The 22,778-nt window shown below is 43.5% G+C and carries 21 protein-coding genes and 1 pseudogene; 12 read left to right on the top strand and 10 right to left on the bottom strand.

Annotation, left to right across the window (positions count from 1 at the left end; genetic code table 11):
* The first annotated feature begins 161 nt into the window (after positions 1-161).
* Both KAI36_RS23165 and KAI36_RS23160 read left to right on the top strand, forming a co-directional pair.
* The gene (locus KAI36_RS23165) at positions 162-623 is read left to right on the top strand and encodes a MarR family winged helix-turn-helix transcriptional regulator (RefSeq protein WP_025718002.1); all 462 of its coding nucleotides are present in this window, start codon (positions 162-164) and stop codon (positions 621-623) included.
* Positions 610-1,647: a threonine aldolase family protein gene (locus KAI36_RS23160; RefSeq protein ID WP_220026133.1), complete on the top strand. Its 1,038-nt coding sequence runs from the start codon at positions 610-612 to the stop codon at positions 1,645-1,647. The genes KAI36_RS23165 and KAI36_RS23160 overlap by 14 nt, the downstream gene beginning before the upstream one ends.
* Positions 1,648-1,870: 223 nt before the next feature.
* Here KAI36_RS23160 and KAI36_RS23155 read toward each other — a convergent pair whose 3' ends face one another.
* Positions 1,871-2,710 (bottom strand): helix-turn-helix transcriptional regulator, encoded by an 840-nt coding sequence (locus KAI36_RS23155; RefSeq protein WP_023990412.1) that lies wholly within the window; start codon positions 2,708-2,710, stop codon positions 1,871-1,873.
* A gap of 188 nt (positions 2,711-2,898) precedes the next feature.
* Here KAI36_RS23155 and KAI36_RS23150 point away from each other — a divergent pair, with 188 nt between their 5' ends.
* Together KAI36_RS23150 and KAI36_RS23145 are read left to right on the top strand one after the other, a co-directional pair.
* Positions 2,899-6,207 carry a pectinesterase family protein gene (locus tag KAI36_RS23150; RefSeq protein ID WP_220026132.1) on the top strand — a complete coding sequence of 1,103 codons (3,309 nt, stop codon included), beginning with the start codon at positions 2,899-2,901 and terminating at the stop codon, positions 6,205-6,207.
* Positions 6,208-6,396: 189 nt separating this feature from the next.
* Positions 6,397-7,614, top strand: a complete 1,218-nt coding sequence (locus tag KAI36_RS23145; RefSeq protein WP_220026131.1) for a macrolide family glycosyltransferase — start codon at positions 6,397-6,399, stop codon at positions 7,612-7,614.
* A gap of 9 nt (positions 7,615-7,623) precedes the next feature.
* Here KAI36_RS23145 and KAI36_RS23140 read toward each other — a convergent pair whose 3' ends face one another.
* The gene (locus KAI36_RS23140; RefSeq protein WP_220026130.1) at positions 7,624-8,850 is read right to left on the bottom strand and encodes a sugar efflux transporter; all 1,227 of its coding nucleotides are present in this window, start codon (positions 8,848-8,850) and stop codon (positions 7,624-7,626) included.
* A gap of 232 nt (positions 8,851-9,082) precedes the next feature.
* Between KAI36_RS23140 and KAI36_RS27500 the strand changes: the two genes are divergently transcribed.
* Entirely contained in the window at positions 9,083-9,208 is a 126-nt protein-coding gene (locus KAI36_RS27500) for a hypothetical protein (protein WP_258382218.1), read from the top strand.
* Here the strand turns inward: KAI36_RS27500 and KAI36_RS27750 are convergent.
* Together KAI36_RS27750 and KAI36_RS23130 are read right to left on the bottom strand one after the other, a co-directional pair.
* Entirely contained in the window at positions 9,150-9,299 is a 150-nt protein-coding gene (locus KAI36_RS27750) for a helix-turn-helix domain-containing protein (RefSeq protein ID WP_220026129.1), read from the bottom strand. The genes KAI36_RS27500 and KAI36_RS27750 overlap by 59 nt on opposite strands.
* A gap of 88 nt (positions 9,300-9,387) precedes the next feature.
* Positions 9,388-10,893 (bottom strand): alpha/beta hydrolase family protein, encoded by a 1,506-nt coding sequence (locus KAI36_RS23130; protein WP_220026128.1) that lies wholly within the window; start codon positions 10,891-10,893, stop codon positions 9,388-9,390.
* Positions 10,894-11,006: 113 nt separating this feature from the next.
* Here KAI36_RS23130 and KAI36_RS23125 point away from each other — a divergent pair, with 113 nt between their 5' ends.
* Positions 11,007-11,180, top strand: a complete 174-nt coding sequence (locus KAI36_RS23125) for a hypothetical protein (RefSeq protein WP_220026127.1) — start codon at positions 11,007-11,009, stop codon at positions 11,178-11,180.
* 8 nt (positions 11,181-11,188) lie between these two features.
* Here the strand turns inward: KAI36_RS23125 and KAI36_RS23120 are convergent, their stop codons facing one another.
* Entirely contained in the window at positions 11,189-11,962 is a 774-nt protein-coding gene (locus tag KAI36_RS23120; protein WP_220026126.1) for an alpha/beta fold hydrolase, read from the bottom strand.
* Between the two features lie 189 nt (positions 11,963-12,151).
* Between KAI36_RS23120 and KAI36_RS23115 the strand changes: the two are divergent.
* The 4 genes and pseudogenes from KAI36_RS23115 to arsC all read left to right on the top strand — a co-directional run bounded on the left by KAI36_RS23115 (position 12,152) and on the right by arsC (position 15,923).
* Positions 12,152-13,667 (top strand): annotated as a pseudogene (locus tag KAI36_RS23115) (alkaline phosphatase family protein).
* An 80-nt stretch (positions 13,668-13,747) separates the two neighbouring features.
* The gene (locus tag KAI36_RS23110; protein WP_220026125.1) at positions 13,748-14,101 is read left to right on the top strand and encodes an ArsR/SmtB family transcription factor; all 354 of its coding nucleotides are present in this window, start codon (positions 13,748-13,750) and stop codon (positions 14,099-14,101) included.
* A gap of 87 nt (positions 14,102-14,188) precedes the next feature.
* Positions 14,189-15,478 (top strand): arsenic transporter, encoded by a 1,290-nt coding sequence (locus KAI36_RS23105; RefSeq protein ID WP_276572451.1) that lies wholly within the window; start codon positions 14,189-14,191, stop codon positions 15,476-15,478.
* Positions 15,479-15,503: 25 nt separating this feature from the next.
* Positions 15,504-15,923: an arsenate reductase (thioredoxin) gene (gene arsC, locus KAI36_RS23100; RefSeq protein WP_220028194.1), complete on the top strand. Its 420-nt coding sequence runs from the start codon at positions 15,504-15,506 to the stop codon at positions 15,921-15,923.
* Positions 15,924-15,964: 41 nt separating this feature from the next.
* On the opposite strand, the gene KAI36_RS23095 is transcribed toward arsC, so the two are convergent.
* The gene (locus KAI36_RS23095) at positions 15,965-16,360 is read right to left on the bottom strand and encodes a winged helix-turn-helix transcriptional regulator (RefSeq protein ID WP_220026124.1); all 396 of its coding nucleotides are present in this window, start codon (positions 16,358-16,360) and stop codon (positions 15,965-15,967) included.
* Positions 16,361-16,521: 161 nt separating this feature from the next.
* Here KAI36_RS23095 and KAI36_RS23090 point away from each other — a divergent pair, with 161 nt between their 5' ends.
* Positions 16,522-17,082, top strand: a complete 561-nt coding sequence (locus KAI36_RS23090) for an NAD(P)H oxidoreductase (protein ID WP_220026123.1) — start codon at positions 16,522-16,524, stop codon at positions 17,080-17,082.
* 98 nt (positions 17,083-17,180) lie between these two features.
* Here KAI36_RS23090 and KAI36_RS23085 read toward each other — a convergent pair whose 3' ends face one another.
* The 4 genes from KAI36_RS23085 to KAI36_RS23070 all read right to left on the bottom strand — a co-directional run bounded on the left by KAI36_RS23085 (position 17,181) and on the right by KAI36_RS23070 (position 21,745).
* Complete coding sequence (locus KAI36_RS23085) at positions 17,181-18,431, bottom strand: ABC transporter permease (RefSeq protein WP_220026122.1); 1,251 nt, start codon at positions 18,429-18,431, stop codon at positions 17,181-17,183.
* Positions 18,415-19,734 (bottom strand): HlyD family secretion protein, encoded by a 1,320-nt coding sequence (locus KAI36_RS23080; protein ID WP_220026121.1) that lies wholly within the window; start codon positions 19,732-19,734, stop codon positions 18,415-18,417. Before KAI36_RS23080 ends, KAI36_RS23085 begins: the two co-directional genes overlap by 17 nt.
* Positions 19,735-19,868: 134 nt before the next feature.
* The gene (locus KAI36_RS23075; protein WP_025722495.1) at positions 19,869-20,402 is read right to left on the bottom strand and encodes a MarR family winged helix-turn-helix transcriptional regulator; all 534 of its coding nucleotides are present in this window, start codon (positions 20,400-20,402) and stop codon (positions 19,869-19,871) included.
* Between the two features lie 203 nt (positions 20,403-20,605).
* Positions 20,606-21,745 (bottom strand): MFS transporter, encoded by a 1,140-nt coding sequence (locus KAI36_RS23070; RefSeq protein ID WP_230486337.1) that lies wholly within the window; start codon positions 21,743-21,745, stop codon positions 20,606-20,608.
* 138 nt (positions 21,746-21,883) lie between these two features.
* Here KAI36_RS23070 and KAI36_RS23065 point away from each other — a divergent pair, with 138 nt between their 5' ends.
* Entirely contained in the window at positions 21,884-22,771 is an 888-nt protein-coding gene (locus tag KAI36_RS23065) for a LysR substrate-binding domain-containing protein (RefSeq protein WP_025722497.1), read from the top strand.
* The last annotated feature ends 7 nt before the right edge of the window (positions 22,772-22,778 follow it).

The following is a 22,778-nucleotide window of genomic DNA, read 5'->3' as shown; positions in this document are numbered from 1 at the left end:
TAGAAAAGAATATACTTCATTTTTTCTTTAATAATGCGGAATCGTACATTAGACGAGTGTCTTAATGTACGATTTTTTCTTTTGTGATTATTATTTCATTGACAGAGTCCACAAAAATCATTACTATAATTGTTGCAAAAGTCCACTAAATTGGGGGAGTTATGATCAATATAGATGCTAATATGATAGCGGATATGAGGCGTTTTAATCGGTTCTATACGAATATACTGGGTGTTTTAGATAGACATGTGCTGGATAGCGGATATTCCTTTACCGAGGCCCGTGTCATTATAGAGATCGGGTTGATCGAGCCATGTATTGCGAATACTCTAGTCGAATCTCTTAAAATTGATCGCAGCTATATGAGTAGGATCATTGCTAAATTTTGCAAAGAGGGCTTTCTTGTTAAGGAAAATTCAACGTTGGATAATAGAACAAATCTGATTCGTTTGACTCCTAAAGGAAAGGAGTTCTATAACCAACTGAATGAAAGGTCTGATGAACAAATTCTAAAATTAGTTCAAGGACTTTCAGAAGAAGAGATAAAGGAATTACATGCTTCTATGTTGTTAATTCAGAAGAAATTGGATAATTTGGAGAGGATACAGAATGATACGATTTGAATGCGACTATACCGAAGGTGCCCATGAGCGCATATTAAAGCGACTACTGGAGACTAATGATGAACAAACTCCAGGTTATGGTGTGGACGATCATTGTGAAAAAGCCAGAGCATATATTAAAGAAGCATGTGACTCCCCAAATGCGGATGTACACTTTTTGGTTGGAGGTACACAGACCAATACCACCGTCATTTCTTCTATTCTGCGTCCACATCAAGGCGTCGTTGCGGCAGTTTCTGGACATGTTGCGGTTCATGAAACCGGAGCGATTGAAGCTACTGGACATAAAATACTTACTTTGCCAAGCGGGGATGGGAAGATCCGGGCCGAGCAGGTACAAGATTTGTATGACGCTCACTGGAATGATGCCGCTCCTGAGCATAGTGTACAGCCAGGTATGGTTTATATTTCCCAACCTACTGAGAATGGAACGATCTATAGTAAATCAGAGCTGGAAGCATTAAGTAGAGTCTGTCAAGAGTGTGGTTTACCACTGTTTATAGATGGAGCCCGATTAGGCTATGGCTTGGTGGCCGAAGATAGCGATGTATCTTTAGCAGATATAGCGAAGCTATGCGATGTATTTTATATTGGTGGGACCAAAATTGGAGCCTTGATGGGAGAAGCAGTAGTCATTCTAAATGATACATTGAAAAAAGATTTTCGATATATGATCAAGCAAAAAGGAGGACTGCTGGCTAAGGGAAGAATGTTGGGCATTCAATTCGAAACTTTGTTTGAAGACGGTTTATACGTTGAAATTTCCAAACACGCTATAGATATGGCCATGCTGCTTCAAAACGGATTATCTGAGCAAGGTTTTTCTTTTCAATACCGTTCTACAACCAATCAGCAGTTTCCGATTTTATCAGATCGTATACTAAAGGCATTGAGTGAAAAATATACTTACTCCTTTTGGGAAAAGGTTGATGATACACATAGTGCTGTTCGATTCTGTACCAGTTGGGCTACAAAGAAAGAAAATGTTGAAATGCTGATTCAGGATATTAAAGCATTGCGATAAAGGTCATAGAAAGAGTAATTTATAATTTTAAAGATGTAGAATGACTATGTAATAGCCATACTTCGTTGCATGCATTGCAGCGAAGTATGGTTTTTTTTGTGCATTTTACTTATTCCAAAGCGGCTTGTCTTTAGTTCCATGAAAGAGCAAGTGGATATAAAAATGGAAAAACAAGACAAGAGCGGAGGTATAAAATCGGCGTCTAATTCTTTACACTGAATATCTACCGAACCTGCTTGCGGTACTGAAGAGGGGAGAGCCCAGTTATTTTTTTAAAGATTTTATTAAAGTGGGAAGCATGGCCGAACCCGACATCCTCTGCAATATGCTGGATTTTGTCCTTGGTGGTTCGAAGTCTTGTTTGGGCCGCTCTGACCCTCACTACGCGGATGTATTCGCTGAAATGAAAACCAGTCAACTTTAGAAAGATACGGCTTAGGTAAGCTGGACTAATGAAAAAGCAGGCGGCCACTTGTTCGAGAGTTAACGGTTCATTGTAATGATCCTGAATAAAAGAAGAAATTTCCGTGATTTTCTGATGCATGGGATGAGAGGAAACAGGTTCACTACGCTCAATCGCTTCCGATCGGTGCACCAGGATCAGCATTTCCAGCAGTAAATGCTGTACGCAACGGTCATGCAGAGGCTGCTTATTCCTGCATTCGGTATTCATCTGTAGGAATAAACGTTCAACCTCCACTTGCTCTCTCGCAGGTAAGCGAAGCAACGCGGATTGCTGATACGGCGGCAGGTCAAGAATGTCATGATCCTGCTGTGGGAGAAACGTCGGAGAAAAATGAATCAAGATGCGCTCTGTTTCCTGCAATTGCGTACTGGCGGTAGAGTGCAAGTCATGAGGAAGGATGAATATCAGATCCCCCTTGCGAGCGGTGTATACCTTGCCATTCATAAAATAGATGCGTTCGCCTCGCAGTAAGAGATACAGCTCATAGTTCTCGTGGACATGAGGCCGGGGCATAACTGTGAAACCGGTACGATAGATGTGATGAATGGAAAATTGTTGTTCGCCAATGACATATTTATCTTCTTTCATTTCATTCATGTGCTTCTTCCTTTACAAATTAAGATAAGTAAGCGCATTCATATACCAACAGTATATATGACAACCTGCCAATGATAAAAGCAGAAAAGATTGATGAAAGGAGGTGAAGGCGCTTCTGAACGTCTCGGATCGTGTTTTTATAAAAATATGCGCTGATGTGGAAGAAAATCTTAGGGAGGAAACAGAATATGAGCAAGCAGCGTACATGGAAAAAGGTGCTATGTAATGTGGTTGTGGGTTCATTGTTGTTGACCTTGTGCCCACCACTAATCCAAGCGGAGACTGCGGTAGGAACAGAGATCGCAAAGGTGGCAAAAGTGGCGACGGATATTCCGGCGTTTCCGGGGGCTGAGGGTGGCGGTAAATATGTTACCGGTGGACGCGGAGGTGAAGTGTATGAGGTTACCACGCTGGCAGACTACAGCAAAGGGGAACAGATAATACCCGGATCTCTTCGCGCAGCGGTCAGCTCCGATAATCGGACGGTCGTATTCCGGGTGGGTGGAACGATTCATCTCAAGGAGCCACTTAAAATCTTGGGAAACAACCTGACGGTTGCTGGTCAGACAGCTCCTGGCGACGGTATAACTGTAAGCGATTACACAACAGGGATTGATGCAGATAACGTCATTCTCCGTTACCTGCGTTTCCGATTGACCGATCGTTACCCCAGTGAGGATGACGCGTTAGGGGCCAGATACCATAAAAACATAATGATTGATCACTGTTCCTTTAGCTGGTCGGTAGATGAGGTACTGAGCCTGTATGACAACGTCAATACAACGGTACAATGGTCCATTGCGTCCGAAAGTATGCTAATGACCACGCACCAGAAAGGTCGCCACGGCTATGGCGGCATATGGGGCGGACGAAATTCCACCTATCATCATAACTTGTTGGCTCACAATGCAAGCCGTAATCCGCGTTTTCCAACCGATAAAAAACAAATCGACGCTGTGGAAATGACCAATAATGTCATTTATAACTGGGGATTTTTCTCTTCATACGGCGGCGGTGAAGGATCGTATAATGTGCTAAATAACTATTATAAGTATGGCCCCAACACATATCAGGACGTTCGCGGTCAAATCTTTGTGGACGTGGGTAGTAAAAAATATAAAACACGCATCTTTATTGGTGGTAACTACATGTACGGCAATGACTCGGTTACAAAAGACAACTGGCAGCTTGGAACATCCATTGGGTCAATTATTGATCCTTCCACCCGTTTGGCGGAGCCGATTGAAGTTAGAGGGGAATACGACAACGGAATCTCACCGGATGCGTATGGTCCATATCAAGCGACAGATGCACAAACCGCATATACTGAGGTGCTTGCCGGCTCAGGAGCCACGCTGCCAAGAAGAGATGCGGTGGACGCTCGAATTATGAATGATGTGAAGAATGGAACGGGTGCGTTTATTAACTCTCCGCGTGAAGCAGGGTGGATTTATGACGATTATAACGTAACGACGACGGAGCTTTCTGACAGTGACCATGATGGAATGCCGGATGAATGGGAACGTGCCAATGGGCTGGACCCCAATAATGCAGATGACCGTAACGGTCAGGGGATTGCCGGCACAGGGGCGTATGCTCATTTTGCCAAGGGTTATACGAATCTTGAGGTCTATTTAAATGATCTTATTGAGAAGCTGTCGAATGGAAATGAGGTGGATAATCCAGAGGCAGTCGTTCAGGTGTCGGATGCAGACGGACGTCCACTAAAGCATAACGATATTTTGGAAGCAGGCCGGGATACAACCATAACAGCAACAGCCAAGGACAAAGATGGTATTGCTCACGTTGAATTTATCATTGACGGCAAACTTGCTGGTAAAGTAGAGACCGCGCCTTATCATCTCGATTGGAATCATGTAACAGACGGTACCCACAATATTATTGTACGGGTGACCGACCGCAAGGGGACTGCTACATTCTCCAACCCTCTTACCATTCACGTCAATACGACTGCGCCATCGGGAAGTTGGCTCAGCGAAGAGATTGGCTCTGAGGGCAACGATGGTTATATAAAAGGGCATACTCAGGTCTTAAAAGAAGATGCAAGCGGCAGCAGCATACGACTGAAGTCAGCGGGAGACGTGGACGGTAAGGCTGATCTTTTCCATTATGCTTATCAAAAATGGGAAGGTGACACTGAAATTACAGCCCGTGTGGAACAAATTACCCCGGTGGATGATAATGCCGAAGCGGGTGTAATGATTCGTGAATCGCTGAAGCCTGGATCAAAAATGGCTTTTATGTCTTTAGCATTTGTTAAATATGGCAAACAGGGTATTCTTATCAGTCGTGATCAAACCGATGGTAAGACGAAACGTGCGTCAATGGAGGCTTTTATTACAACGCCGTATTCGGTTCGTCTTGTACGACAAGGACAAAAGGTTACCGGCTGGGTATCCGCAGATGGTGTGACAAACTGGGAGAAGGTTGGTGAAACTGTTATAGATGTGCCGAATAATCAGCCGCTATTGATCGGGTTGGCTACCGATGCATCCAAACAACAAAACGATGTATGGAATTACAATACGTCGGAATTCAGCAATGTCACCATCCGCAACCTGACAGACTCAGGAGGAACTCATCCCACTAGTGTGGTGGTAGCGACCTATGGCCCTGCTGACTTTAGATCTCTTCAGGCAGCTATTGACGCAGTCCCTGACGACAGCAACACAAGGACAGTTATCCATCTCAAAAACGGTACGTATCGTGAAAAAATAAAGGTGAATTCCTCCAAAAAAAATCTGAGCATTATCGGAGAAGATCGCGACAAAACGATCATCTCTTTTGATGATACGGCCAAAACCGTGGTGGACGGAAAAGAATTAGGAACAAGCAACAGCTATACAATGCGTGTGCAAAGTCCCGATTTTGTGTTGGAGAATGTCACGGTTGCCAATACAGAAGGAACCGGGCAGGTGCAGGCTGTAGCGTTATATGCCGAAGGCGATCGTGGTAAGTATCACAATGTCAAAATTACTGGCCTACAGGATACGTTGCTTGTGAACCGTGGCAGACAGTATTTCAAGGACAGCTACATCAGTGGCAGTGTAGATTTTATATTTGGCAATGCACCTGCCGTGTTTGATAATTCGATCATACACAGCCTGCGTGCTGGATATGTGACAGCAGCTTCAACAGAAGAGAACAAGCCGGGCTTTGTATTTATTCAATGTCGTCTGACAACAGAAAATGGCTTGACAGGCAAGGTGGATCTCGGACGGCCATGGCGCCCTAACGCTCATGTTACTTTTTTGAAGACCTATATGGATGACCATATCAAGCCGGGCGGCTGGAACAATTGGGGCAAGGAATCCAATGAGCAGACCGCAAGATTTGGAGAGTTTGACAACTTTGGGCCAGGTGCAGAAAGTAGCGGGCGTGTACCTTGGGCCAAACAGCTTACCGCCGATGAAGCAAGCCAGTACACCGTTGAAGCTGTTCTGAGCGGGACAGATCATTGGGATTGGCGTCTTTAAATTTGATGTTCAATGGTTAAGCGGGGCAAGCGCTTCTAGCGTTCAGCCTCGCTTATTTTTATAGTTTGGGTAGAGGATAAATACTTAATTTTCGGTGTTGAAAATACTTGTTTATATGGTAAATGTTTGCTATGTTAAAAGTGCATTTATTTCAAATTGTAATTTATTATTGATTTGGAGGTGTAAGGTATGGCACGTGTGTTAGTAGTGATCACGCCTGCTGAAGGCCATGTTAATCCGACACTAGGATTAGTGAAAAGGTTGGTAGACAGTGGGGAGGATGTTGACTATGTGTGTACGGAAGAATATCGTACGAGAATTCAACAGACAGGAGCACAGATGATAACCTACCCTTTTGTTGATGATGCTTTTTCTAAAGACTCTGATTTAAAGCCAGCAGAATACAAACATCATTATCAATTTGTGTACATGATGGTAAAAGGTATGATTCTTCCGATTATTCCAGAGGTTTTGAGAGTTATTGAAAACAGAACCTATGATTATTTAATCTATGATTCTTTGATGGGTTGGGGAGGCACGATTATTGCAGAGAGGCTAGGAATCCCTGCTGTGTGCTCTATCGCTTCTTTTGCTTTCGTAGAGCCATTGGGATCGGGGCAAGGCATGAATGACAATGATCCAGAGGTAAAAAAGTTGTACACGGCTACGATGCAAATAACGCATCAACTAGCTAAGGAGCTTCAGGTTGACGCTCCGGCTATAGAAGAGATTGCTCCTCATGGCGGGCGCTTAAGAATAGTTTATACAAGCCGCTATTTTCAACCGCAAGCCGAAAAACTGGATCACAGTTTTATTTTTACAGGTCCTTCTATTGTACCGCGTAAAGATGCTCCATCTTTCCCGTTCGAACAACTTCGTGTTCTGCATCCACAGGCGGTTTATATTTCAATGGGTACTATTTTGAATAAAGACTTGGAATTTTATAAGCTTTGTTTTGCAGCATTTCGCGATTTGCCTGTGCAGTTTGTGCTGTCTTCAGGCAATTATACAGACATGGAGCCATTGGCCCCGTATATCCCTGACAATTTTATAATCAAGCCTTATATTCCGCAATTGGAAATGCTTCAGCATGTGGACGCTTTTGTTACACATGCGGGGATGAACAGTACAAGTGAAGCCCTGTATTACAATGTGCCGCAGGTCATGATTCCTTTAACATCGGATCAGCCGATCGTAGCCAGTCGGGTGCAGGAACTGGGAGCGGGTGTTGTTGTGGATAAAAATGAGCTTACACCCGCTAGTTTGAGAGCTGCCTTATTAGAGGTATTGAGTCATCCAACCTATAAAGAACAGGCTCACGTGATCGGCGAATCATTACGCCAGGCTGGTGGGTATAGACATGCGGCAGATACAATTATGAGTCATTTCTCCACCATAGAAAAATAAGGCGCAGTCTTATATACTGTGATTCCTTTCTTTTAAAGCAGCAGATTTTTCAAACTCTAATTTCTTTGAAATCGCCAGAAGACCAAGGGAGCAGATGATTAGGGCCAAACATACCCAATAGGTGTTCCGGTAACCAATCCATTGAGCGGTTAATCCGCCCATCAAGCTCCCCACCAGTCTTCCAATGGTTGTCGCATTGGAATATAGCGTCGATGCGTACCCTGGCAGAGAGGGCAATAAATCCTGCATGTAACTAATGCCAATGGCAGAAATCACTGCAACAAAGAAGGCTAGAAGAAGTTGCCCCACGAATAGCTGCCACATCTCCGTAGACATAAGGACAAGGATATAATAGACAACTCCTGTTAATGCCCCTAAAAATACAAGCAAACGGTTGGAGTATTTAGCTGCTAGTACGCCTAGCATGAGCATCAAGGGTATTTCTAAAATTGCGCAAATACTAGATACTAGAGCAACGTCACTCGTGTCACCTTGTAAATTGTGAATGATGAACAAGGAAATATTTAAACTGTTCATCCAGTGAGACGTATAGAGCAGAGTAAGAACTAAAAAGGGGATCAGAATCTCAACATTTTTATGTAATGTAATGTGATGAAGTGAAAGTTGATTCTTATGTTTAAGCTGAGCGGGAGGCTGCTTGATAAAAAAGAATAAAAGAACAGCAATAAGAACAAAAATAGAGGTCGTTCCCATAAAGATACCCTTAAAGCCCGTATGTGCAATCAAAAAGGAACCAAAAAGCGGCCCGGTAATAAAGCCAAGAGAAAACATAGACCGAAGCGTTGAATTAGCAAAGGCGTGATCCGCAGATTTACTGCGATCTACTGCTTCACGTGCACTGGCAAATAACTGCGGCATCCCAGGAGCACCAATGGCCGTAAAGATCGTCATATAAACAAAAAGTACATAAAAATTTTGGATTACAAGATATCCTGCAAATGCTGTGGCATTAAATAACGTACAAATAACTAAAATTTGTTTACGATCTAATCCGGTGTCAGAACGTTTGGCAATCAGAGAGCTTATCCATATGCCACAAATTAAAGTCACAGCTGTAAATACACCAAAGGTCCCCACAGATACGCCAAGTGTACTTGTAAAATATACAGCTAAAAAAGGTGCGCTGATGGATATAGCCATACCTTGCAATAACATGCAGATCATGAACAATGGGTAGTTAGGGATAACAAAAAGATTCTGAATACGCTTTAGCATTTCATTTTTACACTCCTTCCGAATACATATCAATCCCAACAAACTATATATGACTTTAGCATAATTTGTATATTTACACGTTGTAAAATATTATATATTATTTTTCACTTTGATGAGCAGGTCAATATACAGGCGAAGATACAGTAACAGGCTAAGCGTCAAACCCTCCACACCTTCAACTACTAACCTAGCTATGAGATCATGAGATTAACCTGAATACGGAGGGTAACTCATGAATGCCAAAGAACAACGCAGACAAGGTTGGCACACACGTATCGCAGCCTATCGGGCAAGTGGCCTCACGATGAAAGCTTTGTGCTCCGCAAATCATCTGGACCGTGCTCCTTATACTTCTTGACCCATTGGTATACTTGATGATAGGAAACCTGATACTGTTCCGCTATGATGGCTAGTTTCTCAATCGCATTGTATGCGTTCTTCTTAGACAAAGGAAAACTCCCCTTCAAGTAGCGGTTTATTTATTAAACCTGCCTACTTGAAGGGGAGCATATCAAAAGCGGTAGCCTGTTCCGTAATTTAGAATAGCGAGGTTACGAACTTCACCTCCGGAAAGCGGCTATCCGGTCCTTTCATTAAGATTCCGCCTTGATTTTTCAGATACCTATCGAAGAAATCCAGCATATAGGCATTGATAACGGAGTTCGCTCTTTCGGGCGCAATCTTTCCTGTAATGCCCAGCATTTCGAAAATCGGAGAAATGAACTGTACGTCGGCAAAATTCAAATGCTCCGTATTTTCGATATAGAGGACTTGTCCCCCTTCGTCGACCGTTTCGCGCATCCGTTCAAGCTCCAACTTTTTATCTTCCGTTACTTGATCTTCCCACTCTCTTGTTGAGCCCATACGGTTAAGCTCTGCATCCGTGTAGACCCGTTTATCCATCACCATTTTTAATTTTTCGAAATAGCTTTCCGAGTTGATGAACAAAAACGGCTTTCGCAGACCCTCTCTGTCACGCAGTCGATAAAGCCCTCCATCAAGGTCTATTCCAACCGCGATTCGCGGATCGTAAGAAGCGTCATAGGCCGTCGCTCCGCCGATGGAATGACCGAACACCCCGACATGACCGAGATCAATCCTCCCTTTTAGATGACTTGGAATCTGCCCCGATTGGATGAGCTCGAATTGGTCCAGCGCAAACGCCACATCGTCGGTTAAAACTTGTCCCAACTTGTCGCGATTTCCTCTACTCGTCTGATAATCATGGGCGGGCGAGAATAAGTCGTTGGTTGTGCTGGTCGTGATTCGCCCGTCCGGAAACTCGGTTGCAAATGTATTGTAGGTGTGGTCGATCACTGCCACGATATATCCATGACTCGCGAGATTTTCGGCTTGCGACGTGTGAAGGAACCTGGAAGAGCCGTTGCCGGGATTCGCAAGGATCAGCGGGTATGAAGTCGGTGCCGAAGAGACTTCGGCCCCCGAATAAGCATGACTGGATACGTACTTCAGGTGTTGAAAAGTAAACCCAGGAAGGCCATAGTCCGCGGCCATATAACGTAAAATCTGGGTATCGGGAATAAAGGGAGCGTACTTGTCGGTGCCAGCTTGAGCCGGATACCATACCTGAACCATCAATTCCCTTTTGCCTGTCGCGGTTTTTCCAAATGTCTCCTCCCGGCTTGGATCGATGAAATGAAAGACTTGCGTGCCTACCTTCAACTCGCCGGTTGGCGCCGGAAAGTCGAATACGGGAAACACATAGAGGAAGCACCCCGTTGCGATTAGCCCAATCACGATAAAAAGGCGGCCCAGCACCCTACGGATTCGCGAGGCAGTCCGAACGACTTTCAGCGTTATGAAAACGTCTATAAGCGAAAGCATAAGCATCAGGATCGTAAATCCGTATAAAAATAAAAGCTGAACCCTGTATCCTTCGACAAGCAAATGTATCACTAAAAAAATGGAGCCTGCTCCGCTTGTCAGGAGCAAAGCTGGTCTTCGGATACGTTGATTGATAATGAACAGGAGTGCCAACAAACAAGCACTTGAAAAGAATAGCAGCATTTCAAAAAACCTCACGCCAACTCCCCCTTAAAAATAATCCTATCAATGGATTAGTATAGAGGAGCAGCTAGGTTGATACCATTGATCTAGATGACAATTGCCTAACACTCTTGTAAGGTTGCGCGACGATGGCGCAGAAAACGGCATGTAATGTGGTGATTCCTGCCTTTCGGCCGGGGTCCGGAAAGGAATGCCCCATCCGCCGCATGTCATGGCCAACGGATGTTGAACAGGTGGGGGGCTATTTGACGCTTAACGTAACAGAAGTGGGATGTAGATATGTATGTGGAATTATCCTGTAGGATTTGTCTTAAAGACTGAAGCGATCTACAAACTGCTTGATCAGTTCATTCAATAATCCGGCGGCCTTCGTAGGAAGGCGATGATCAGCTTTCTTAAGGAAAACCAGCTCACTATTTGGTAATTGTTGATGCAATATTTTGGCATAGGGATGAAAGTGCTTATCTTCTTCACCATAAACGAGCAGGACAGGAAGATGGATTTCCTTGAGCCGTGAGGTGCAGTTGTACTTCAAGCTGTAACGGTAATATTGTTCGACATTCCTGGGATTTCCCTGCTTCGCATCGTTGAATAACTTACGGAACAAAGATAGTTGTTTCGTTTGTGACCAAGCAATAGAAAGGGCAAGCGTACCGACTGCGCCGATTTTGGAAAGAGCAATGCCCAAAGAAATTTTGTTTCTTAGTCGCCATTCGTTTACTTCCGACATTCCACTGATAACAATGCCTCCCCATGCCCGATCTGGATAAGTCAAGAGGAACTCAAGTACTATCGAGCCTCCGGTAGAATATCCACACAAAAATACTTTATCTAAGCTCATCCGGTCCATCAAATGTTTAATATCCAGGGCGATGAGAGGATAAGTAACCGTTTGTTCGGAAGGCTGACTTTTACCGTGTCCTCTGATATCAAAAGCTATAGTTCGAAAATCGGATGATAATCCTTGGAATTGGTATGTAAAATTTAAGCTTGTGAGTACTGGAGGGTGAATGAATAGGATAGCCATTCCTTCCCCAGAATCCATGTAATGCATAGAGTATTCGTTTATGTTTGTAGTAGTCATGGTTATGCTCCCTCTCTGAATGGTTTGATCTTAAATTTGGCCTATTAGATCCAAAAAATTCATGGAGGTGAAACTTTAATTGCTTGTATGAGATATCTTTGTCCCGATGATCCAATGCAGGAATAATATTTTTAGGACAAGAAAAAATAAGAGGATCAAGTTTTTCTAAGAAAGGGACACACACATGGCATGAAAAATAAAGTTACCATTGCACTAGTGCTAAGTTTATTGTTGTTGGTCTTGGGGGGTAGAGCGGACTCCAGTCAACAGCTAAAACAACAAAGTGTGAAGCCACCTATCACAGTAAATCAAATGGGCAAAAAACCTGTCATTGTGATCTTGATTGATTCTTTAATGGATAAGCCTTTGCAAGATGCGATTCAAAAAGGCCGCGCACCGGCAATGCAATATCTCCTGAAACAAGGGCAATATTTTCCGAAGGTAGTGAGTTCATTTCCCACGATGTCTGTGACAATCGACAGTACTTTATTAACGGGAACGTATGCAGACCAACATCATGTGCCCGGACTCGTTTGGTACAGCGACCAAAAGAAACGCATGATTCTCTACGGCAATGGTGCCAAAGAAGCCTTGAAGATAGACCAACTACAAGTATTCTTAGACGCAATTTACCAATTAAACCAAGTTCATTTGAACAAAAAAACGAAAACCATACATGAGGAATTGGCTGACAAAGGAAAAGAATCCGCGTCCATCAATGCTATTGTCTTCAGAGGGAAAACGAAACATGCTTTAAAAGTGCCTGACTTCATTGCGAATAGCAACAGGGTGCCAGAAAAAATGATAGTAACAGGGCCTAAATGGTTATCTTATGCAGCTTTGGCACAATTGAATCCGAAAAATAGCTGGAATACTCCTTTGTGGAGACGTAACCATCACATACTTTCCAGAGAATGATAATTTGGCGCATAGAAAGGGCCCGACTCAACTGGAGGGAATCGAAAAAGCGGATCAAGCACTGCAAACTGTGTTGAATGCATATGGTTCGTGGGAACAGGCGGTAAACAATGCGATATGGATTGTCATGGGTGACAGTGCGCAAAGCGCTATTTATAATGATCGACAGGTAGCAACGGTTGATTTAAAGTCGCTTTTGAATCATTACCGTATTGCAAAATTAAATCAACCAGTAAGAAACGAGGATCAAATCGTGATTTCCGCTAATGAACGGATGGCTTATATCTATGCGATAAACGATAACGTAGAGCTGTCCGACGTGGTGAAGCTTTTACAAAATGAGAACAAGCTCGACATTATCGCTATGAAAGATGGTAAAAACAATATTCATGTCACAAAGGGGAAAAAGGGTAAGCTGTTTTCTTATCATCCCTGTGGAAAATTCATCGATGAATATGGGCAATCGTGGACCTTGTCGGGCGAAGAGGACCTTGTGGATATTACGGTGAATAACAACCGGATCAAATATGGAAAATATCCAGACGTTTTGGCGAGGCTACACGGGGCAATGAATTCACATGAAGGAAGATATGTTGTCGTCACGGTCCAACCTGGATATGAACTCGTCGGAGAAAGTTCCCCTACCCACATCGGAGGGGGAGCTCATGGATCGCTGAATGAAAAAGATTCCCTTGTCCCATTAATTATTTCCGGAACGAATACACGCCCCAAAACACTGCGAATCGTTGATATAAAAGACTGGATTATGCAATTGGTGAACGAATAAGTATTATTCGTGCTTGATATTAAAACCGTACTACATTAGTATATAAGCATATAGTTATATTGGTGGAAGGGGGTCACACATTGGATCAACTAGGTTATGTAGCCGATCATTTAAAGCTATTGGGGGATAAAACTCGGTTGGTCATGCTTTCCCTGCTAAGAGAAAGAGAATGGTGTGTTTGCGAATTTGTAGATATCTTTGATATGTCGCAGCCAGCAATTAGTCAACATTTGAGAAAATTAAAGTCGCAAGGAATTGTAAAAGAAGAACGACGAAGTCAGTGGGTATACTACTCCTTAAATGTAGGCGACAAGCCGCATATACAAGCTGTTCTTGAGAGTATGCCAGACTCCAAGCAGATTTTAAAATGGCTGAATAAAGAGGAGCCGATCGCATCTTGTGGACCGGCTTCATCGGCTTGCTGCTCATCCTAAAGGCTGCTCCGTTTATATCCTTGGGGATAGACGGTGTTTTTAATATAAGTATATGTTTATAAGGTAATGTAATGGAGGTTTAAAACATTGATTTTGTTGGCGTGCATTATATTCTTAGCCACTTTAGTGTTGGTGATCTGGCAGCCTAAAAATTTGTCCATCGGATGGTCTGCCTGCGGCGGTGCCATACTCGCCTTGCTGGTGGGTGTCGTCGATTTACATGATGTTTGGGAAGTTACTCATATTGTCTGGAATGCGACACTGGCTTTTGTAGCCATTATTCTGATTTCGTTGGTGCTTGATAAAATCGGCTTCTTCGAATGGGCGGCGCTTCACATGGCACGAGCTGCGCGAGGAAGCGGAACCCGGATGTTTGTTTATGTGACCATTCTTGGCGCCGTTGTTGCTGCTTTTTTTGCGAATGACGGTGCGGCCTTAATACTGACACCGATTGTACTGGCGATGGTTCGGGCACTTAAATTGGATGAGAAAATGGTTTTTCCTTTTATCATAGCGAGCGGTTTTATTTCAGACACGACGTCGCTTCCGCTTGTGGTCAGCAACTTGGTTAATATTGTGTCAGCCGATTTCTTTGGGATCACCTTTATGGAATATGCGAGTCGCATGATTATACCTAATTTATTTTCTTTAGCAGCCAGTATAGGAGTACTGTATCTCTTTTTTCGTAAAGGGATTCCGAAAACGTTTGATGCGACACAATTAATCAGGCCTGCGGAAGCGATTAAAGATCCAAAGATGTTCCGTATGTCCTGGATCGTTCTCGCTGTTTTGTTCATTGGCTACTTTGCATGCGAATTTTTTAATATTCCCGTTTCGGTGGTGGCCGGTATTATTGCTATCTTTTTCTTATTGATGGCGCGTAGAAGCCCTGCAGTGCCGATGAAAGAAGTCATCAAGGGCGCTCCATGGGCTATCGTATTTTTCTCCATCGGGATGTATGTTGTGGTGTATGGTCTACGTAATGCCGGTTTGACGGATCTGCTGGCCCATGTGATTCAAGCGGCTGCCGATCAAGGTATGTTTGTGGCCACCATGGGCATGGGTTTTATTGCGGCGATTATCTCGTCGGTCATGAATAACATGCCTACGGTCATGATTAATGCGCTTGCCATTGATGCCACCCATGCAACCGGTATAGTCAAAGAGGCGCTGATTTATGCTAACGTCATTGGGTCGGATCTCGGGCCGAAGATAACCCCAATCGGTTCGTTAGCCACATTATTGTGGCTGCATGTGCTTCGTTCGAAAAACGTGAAAATTTCTTGGGCGACTTATTTTAAAACGGGCATTGTCTTAACTATTCCTACACTTTTTATTACCCTACTGGGTCTATATCTGTGGTTAATCATTTCATAATTGAACATTGAAGGAGACATTAATGATGGAAAAGAAGACAATTTACTTTTTATGCACTGGTAATTCTTGCCGCAGCCAAATGGCAGAAGGCTGGGCCAAAAAATACTTGGGAGACCGTTGGAATGTATACAGTGCGGGCATTGAAGCACACGGCCTTAACCCTAAAGCGGTGCAAGCGATGAATGAAATAGGGATCGATATCTCCGGTCAAACTTCAGATATTATAGATCCTGCTTTGCTGAACAGCGCGGATTTCGTTGTGACCTTGTGCGGAGATGCTGCTGATAAATGTCCTATCACACCTCCGCACGTTCGTCGTGAACATTGGGGGTTTGATGATCCGGCTAAAGCACAAGGAACAGAAGAAGAGAAATGGAGCGTGTTCCAGCGTGTACGGGATGAAGTAGGGGCTCGTATTCGGAAATTTTCAGAGACTGGTGAATAAACAAGGTGCACAGCTATAGTATTTCAAACAAGCACGCCTCCTTAAAGAGGTGGTGCTTGTTTGGCGTTTTGTTCCTTTACAGAATACTCTTCCAGTACCTTTGTTTTATCTCCATAGATCCTATCCAAATGATCTTCTCCCCATAAGCAAAAACAATCAAGCAGATCTTTAAAATCCCATCCATATTCACTAAGCTCATATTCCACTTTGGGGGGAACTTGGTTATAAATGATGCGGTGGATGATTCCATCCTTTTCAAGCTCTCTAAGCTGTTGGGTGAGCACTTTTTGGGTGATTTTTGGAATGAGTTGACGAAGTTCGTATGTACGTTTTCTGCCGCTGGTTAAATGGTGTAGGATAATGCCTTTCCACTTTCCACTGATGACCTCCAAAGTTGCATCGATCCCGAGCATATAGGTTTTGGCTTTGTCTTCCATAGACTTTCCCCCTCTCCGATCTGTAGTACAAAAGGCACTAAGGAACCTTAAAGTACCTACAGTACATTGAAGTGCGTACTTCACACTTTAATGTATAACATCCATAATAGCATCTGTAGACAGGGTTCACCAATTATGAGGAGAAAGAAGGTTACGGATACATGAAAGTTCTATTGGTCGTCACGCATCCTAGAGAAGATTCACTTACCCTTGCGGTCATGAATCGTTTTGTAGAGGGATTGAAAGAGAATAAGCACGAGGTAGATATTTTGGACTTGTATCGGGATGGATATAATCCGGTATATAGCGCGGCAGATGAGCTGGATTGGAATACGCCTCATAAACAATATGCTCCTGAAACACGGAGAGAGATGGACAGAATTGCTGCTGCTGATGCTCTGGTCTTTGTGTTTCCTCTATGGTGGTACAGTGTTCCTTCCATGCTAAAAGGGTACCTGGATAAAGTGTGGAACATAGGTTTACTTCAGGAATTTACGACGAAGCAGGTTTTGTGGATGTGCTTGGCGGGTGGGACTAAAGAACATCTGATCAAGTATGAATATCATGATTTGGTTACTAATTATTTGAATAAAGCCATTGCTGGTTACGCAAGAGTAAGAGAGTCCAAGGTGGAGTTCTTCTATGATACTTTGTCGGAGTCGAAAGAATACATTGAAGGTTTACTGGACCACGCTTATCAATTAGGTCGGGCATATAAGTGAATTTTATTCTGATAACAATGACAATTTCATATTATTGAAAAAAAGGGTTAAGGCTCGTTAGACGGCACTTAACCCTTTTTTATTTCACAGACGAGACTCTATCCTTTTATAGGTTCGTGCATAGGTGCTGACGGTGCCCCTTGCATAGATAACGCGCCGCTAGGTGTGCTTGCTGGAACAACGGGATGTGGTGATCCCTTTTCAGAAGCAGAACCCGCAGTTTGCTTGGCCAGCTTCTGTTTTTCCCACAGTGCTCTGGCGATAACCAGCATGGAGAGTACACCCACATATAGTAACAGAGAACCGAGTTCGGGAAGCATCTCCTGCAAAGGTGCACCACGCAGACCCATGGTGCGCAGGAATTTGTACATCCATACGAAGGGAAAGAAATCACCGATTTGAATCGCTAAAGGTGGAAACAGTGATCTGGAAAGAACAGCCCCTGATAAAACAAAAGCAGGCATGAGTATCATCACCATTCTGCCAATGGCTATTCCCGGATGTGCAGCGCCCCATGCAACCAGGACATTGATACAAACAGTACCGAATACATACAGGACAACCGGAATTATAAAGAGAATTGGATTGGCCTCGAAACGGCCTCCCCCAAACACTTTAAGCATCCCGAGAGAGAAGATTAAGCCAGCCGTCGAAAACAGCGTATAAGGAAGCATACGCAGTAGTATGTTGAACGGATTTTGCAGCTCAGCAGCCAGCCTCTTGGAAACCCGGAGTCTAGCGACTAGAGGTAAGCTATTTATGTTCAGTATCATAAAAGAGAACATACAAGTGAATGCAAGTATCGTCGTATTCTGATAGTCATTGGTTGGATTAAACAGGGAACGCACTTCCAAGGCGATACCATTAAGGGCCCCTTGGGCCTGTTCTGCGTTCATCCCGGTTTTCAACATAGCTGGAACAGACAGCTCCATATTCTCAGAAACGCTAATTTCCTGCATAGCTGTACGAATCGAAGTAATAGATTGTACATTGGTATTATCGAGAATGAGACCCACGCGGCTGGAAAGGGAACGATTGTGATTATCCTCTAAACCATGCGGCAAGGAAATAACAGCCAAATATTGCTCATGATAAAAATACTGTTCAGGGTTGTCCGTATACGAAACAATCTCAGCTACGTTCATATACGGAGAAGCATCTATTTTCTGAATGAACTCACGGCTGTAAGCTGTGTTATCTTGATCCACCACTACCACGTTAGCGTCGTTAATTTGGCTGCTTGGGAGCAACAGTGAATACCCCAGTACGGCAATCAACGGGAAGATGATTGCTATGATCGGATACTTGGAGTGAACCAGATACGACCATTCATCACGAAGAGATTTCATTTGTATTCACCTCAACTGTCATGCCTGGTAGCAAAGCTGCTTCTCTTGTTACATATACACGTACTTGGAATGTAGCGGTATCTGCTTCTCCTTTTTCACGGGACATCTTCACATTAGCGAATTGTGGTGCAGCAGTTACATAGCGTACCGTACCTTTCAAATCCTTATTGAGACCAGAGATATGAGTTTTAATTTCTTGATTGGCCTTGAATTTACCCGCTTGTTCTTCATTCACATAGAGATCGTAATATAAATCGTTGGTTTCCAGGGTAATCACAGGAGCCCCTTGCGCCACATTTTCGCCGACTTTGGTACTAATCGAAGTAACCTTGCCATCCTGTGGTGCTTTTAACACCAGGCGTTCCTTTTTGAGCAGCAACGTTTTAAGCTGAACTTTCTGTGTGTCTTTTTGTTGCTTTAAGAGGTCAATAGCCAGCTTCTGATCCGCCAACTGTTGACGGCTCTGCTGAATGGTTTCCAGTTGGGTCTTGGAACGATCGACGGACAATTGGGCACCGCGAATTTCTTCCTCGGCTTGTTTTACCGAAACGGCTGCTTGTGTCGTCTGTTCACTGGCCTGCATACGCTCTTCAGAAGTGGCGCCATGAAGTAGCTTTTGAAGCGACTCTTTTTGCTGACTCAACTGATTTGTCGCTAAAGTCAAGGAGGATTCGGCATCATCCAACGCTGCTTTGGATGCACTTCCTGCATCATAGAGTGCTTTATTACGCTTATAGTTGGTCTGCGCTGTCTGAACGTTTTTGGTGGCTGAGGCTACGGCAATTCGTTGCTGCTGAACATCTTCATCCCGAGCCCCGTTATTGACCTGTTGTTCCGCAGCAGTGGCTTGACGCTCAGCCGCTTGTGCCCGCTGCAATGCGGCCTGACTTTTACTCTCAGTCACTTGAGCTTGCGCGATATCTAGCTGTGCCTGTTTTTCCTGAGTTGCTGCTCGTGTATACCCTAAATGGATGGATTGTTGTTGTTGGCTGATCTGCGTATTGAACTGGGCGATTTGTGTCCGCAGTTGCTCAATTTGCAAATCCACATCTTTAGAATCCAAAGTCATAAGGACAGTTCCTTTTTTCACCTTAGTTTCTTCTATTACCGGGATGTTCAGGACTTTGCCGCCTACTTGTTCAAACGATACATGAATGCTATCCGAATTAAGCGTTGTGCCTTTAACGGAACGAGAAGCATTGACTTGATCTTGTCCGTTGGTCTGAAGCAGGAACCCCCCGCCGATAAGGCAGGCAATAGAAATGACAGGGATGATGAGGCTGGCGACTTGTGTGCGATTCATAAGTAATACGCTCCTTAAATTCCTAAAATGAGTTAAACATAGACTCGAATAAATATCCTGATATGTACATTTTATTTATTCTTTTATTTAATAATTGAAAAGTTAGCCGGCTAACTAAAATACAAAATTAAAACTTATTCTGGCTTTGCTGCTTTATATATCTCTTTTGCTTGAGGGATGCCGCTTTCTATTTTTTGCAGTAACGTCAGGAGCAGCTCTTTTTCATCGGTGGATAGGTGGCTCATCAGTGTGGAAGTGCTTGTAAAATGTGTAGGCAGCAGTTTTTCCATCATTTCTGTTCCTTGTTCGGTCAGTTTAACAATGCTCATACGGCGGTCGGAAGGGTGTACGGATCTCATAGTAAGCCCATCGCGTTCCAGGCGGTCAAGCAGACCGGTAACGGTAGGCTTGCTAACCCCTACTTTCTCCGCAAGCTCTGTAGCCAGCAATCCTGTATGGATGTTGCGGTACAGAAGAATTAGTATTGAAAATTTTCCATGAGATATACCGAACTTCTCAAAACCCTCAAAACTGACTTTAAAGACGCTGGAAGATACCCGCATAAAAAATAGCATAGCTTCTGTCGCTCTTACATCAATTTCGGGGATACGCTTAGAAAATTCTTGCAGCGCCTCACGAGTGGGCAAGTCCCGTAAATCAAAATCCATAGGGTTCTCCTTTCTTCTTACAGTATGTTCCAATCGACAAATTAGTTAGCTGACTAATCTTAATCTATCCAGAATTAAATTTCAAGCTAAATTTTGTTGAGAAAGCCACCTCGATTTGCAGTAAGTGCTTGCCCACTGAGGACTCAATACGAGGTGGTTAAATTGTTGGATTGTATCCATGGTCAGATGAACAAGAGGGAACATTAGTAGTTTAACTTTTTAGTTTTGTTCCCGATCTTTAAGCCCACCCCAATCATCGTACATATGATCATAGCCAGTAAGAACAAGGTTGGAATAGATGTTTCAAAAAGGTCGAGACTCAACCCGATTAAAGTAGGACCGAGAGAGCCCAACAAATAGCCACCAAATTGCATCATCGCAGACCATGAGGTGGCCTCTTCTGCATGAGCGGCCTCCTCAATCGGAATGAGTAGCGCTAAAGGAAACAGTCCACCAGCTCCCATGCCCAGAAAAATAGCAGCTACCCAAGGAGAAAAGTGTAACATAAGCAGAATGATGCCAAAAAATTCAGATAAACCACATAGTAGTAGCCACATTCTTCTGTTACCTGATTTACCAACCAGGAGAGGAATTAAAAAGCTTACCGGAATTTGAACCAATGTAAATAGGGTAAGGGTCATACCAGATTGAGAACGGTCTAAGCCAGTAGCTTGTACGATGGGAGCCAACCAAGCGGTTATAGCGTAAAAAATAGCCGCCATACATCCAAAAAATAAAGTAAATAAATGTACCCTTTTGTTTTTAATAAAAAAAGCTGAAATTTGCAGGTTTTTTTTAGGAACTTCTTTAGGAACTTCTCTTTTTTGGAGCAGGGGGAGAAGGAGTACCACAGCGGGAACCGCTAAAATACTCCAAAAGCTTAGAGCGTGCTGCCAGGAGTCCATTTGTTGAAATAGGGGTACTGAAAAGCTGGATGCAACGGCTGCCCCGATCACCATAGAAACGGAATATAGCCCGGTTAAACCCGGTTTTTCAGGAAAATATTTTTTGATAAATCCCGCAATTAGAGGCCCGGCGATTCCTATGCCCACTCCCGAGCATAAGGCGGTAGCGAGCAAAAAGAATGTATGATGAACGAACATACGTAGAAACGTGGCAAGAAGGATCAAAAGCATGGCTACTAGCAAAGATCTTTCAACCCCTAAACGATGTTGGAGCCAGATAGATGACAGAGAGAAGAGACCCATACAAAAAATGGGGAGCGCCGTGATTAAACTGGAGGTCACCCCGGATAGTCCCAAATTATCTTGAATGACATCCAGTAAAGGCCCGACGGAAGTAATGGAGGGTCTTAAATTTAACGAGATAAAAAATATAATCATGATGAGATACAACAAGCGCATTCGAGACACCTCTTTTCTTTAACATTGAACTCATTGTAGAGTTCGCTTTATAATAGATCAATACTATTTATTCTATATAAACAATAGCTATAGACTATTGTTTGGAGGCGAGATTCCATGGAAGTTCGACAATTGCAATATTTTCTTCGATTGTGTAAAGAGCTGCATTTTTCTGAAGCTGCCTACAAACTGGGGATTTCGCAACCCACGCTAAGCCAGCAAATACGCGTATTGGAAGATGAATTGGGAGTCCCATTGTTCGACCGTATTGGCAAGAAAACAGTGAAGACGGAAGCGGGCGAGCTTCTGGAGCACTACGCCTCACAAGTCATTCAGCAGTTGGAAAATGCGAAAAACGCCATATCTGATCTGACCAACCTCAATAACGGTCACTTGCGCGTAGCGGTTCTTCCCTCGGATCTGGATTATCGGTTAACCCCCATTCTAATTAGTTTTCATAAGGAGTTTCCTAATACAAAAGTTCAAGTTATTCCCTCCATTGATATTTACAATCAAGTGCTCGATAATAAAGTTGATATTGGAGTAGGTTTGGAGATTCATTCGGATCACCGTTTGCACCGGATTCCTTTTTATACAGAAACCCATAGCTTGTATGTGAATATAGAGCATCATTTAGCAGACAAAGATATGATTGTACCGGGAGACTTGGCAGACATACCTTTAGTGATGTATCCCAAAGGATTTGTTGGACGTGATTTGGTGGATCGTTGGTGTGAAGAAGAAGGTATTTCTATCCATCCTTTGATGGAAACAGGATCAGCAACATCTGTGTTTCAAATGGTGAAAGAGGGTATTGGAGCTACGATTCAGCCGAGTCAACTGATTGACAGCTTTGGATCAATAGGAATTCGAGCCATTCCCATCAAGCATGCACCTACCCGACATTTAGAAATGTTTTATCGTGTAGATAAATATTTAAGTCCAGCCGCGAAAGCTTTCATCAAAAGAATGGAGACATATTTTAAATTTGATACACAAAAGTGAGGGATCT

The sequence above is a fragment of the Paenibacillus sp. S02 genome, from assembly GCF_019454065.1.
Lineage (GTDB): Bacteria > Bacillota > Bacilli > Paenibacillales > Paenibacillaceae > Paenibacillus > Paenibacillus polymyxa_B.
The sequence above is the reverse complement of the archived record's forward strand: the minus strand, read 5'-3'. Positions and strand labels throughout refer to the sequence as shown.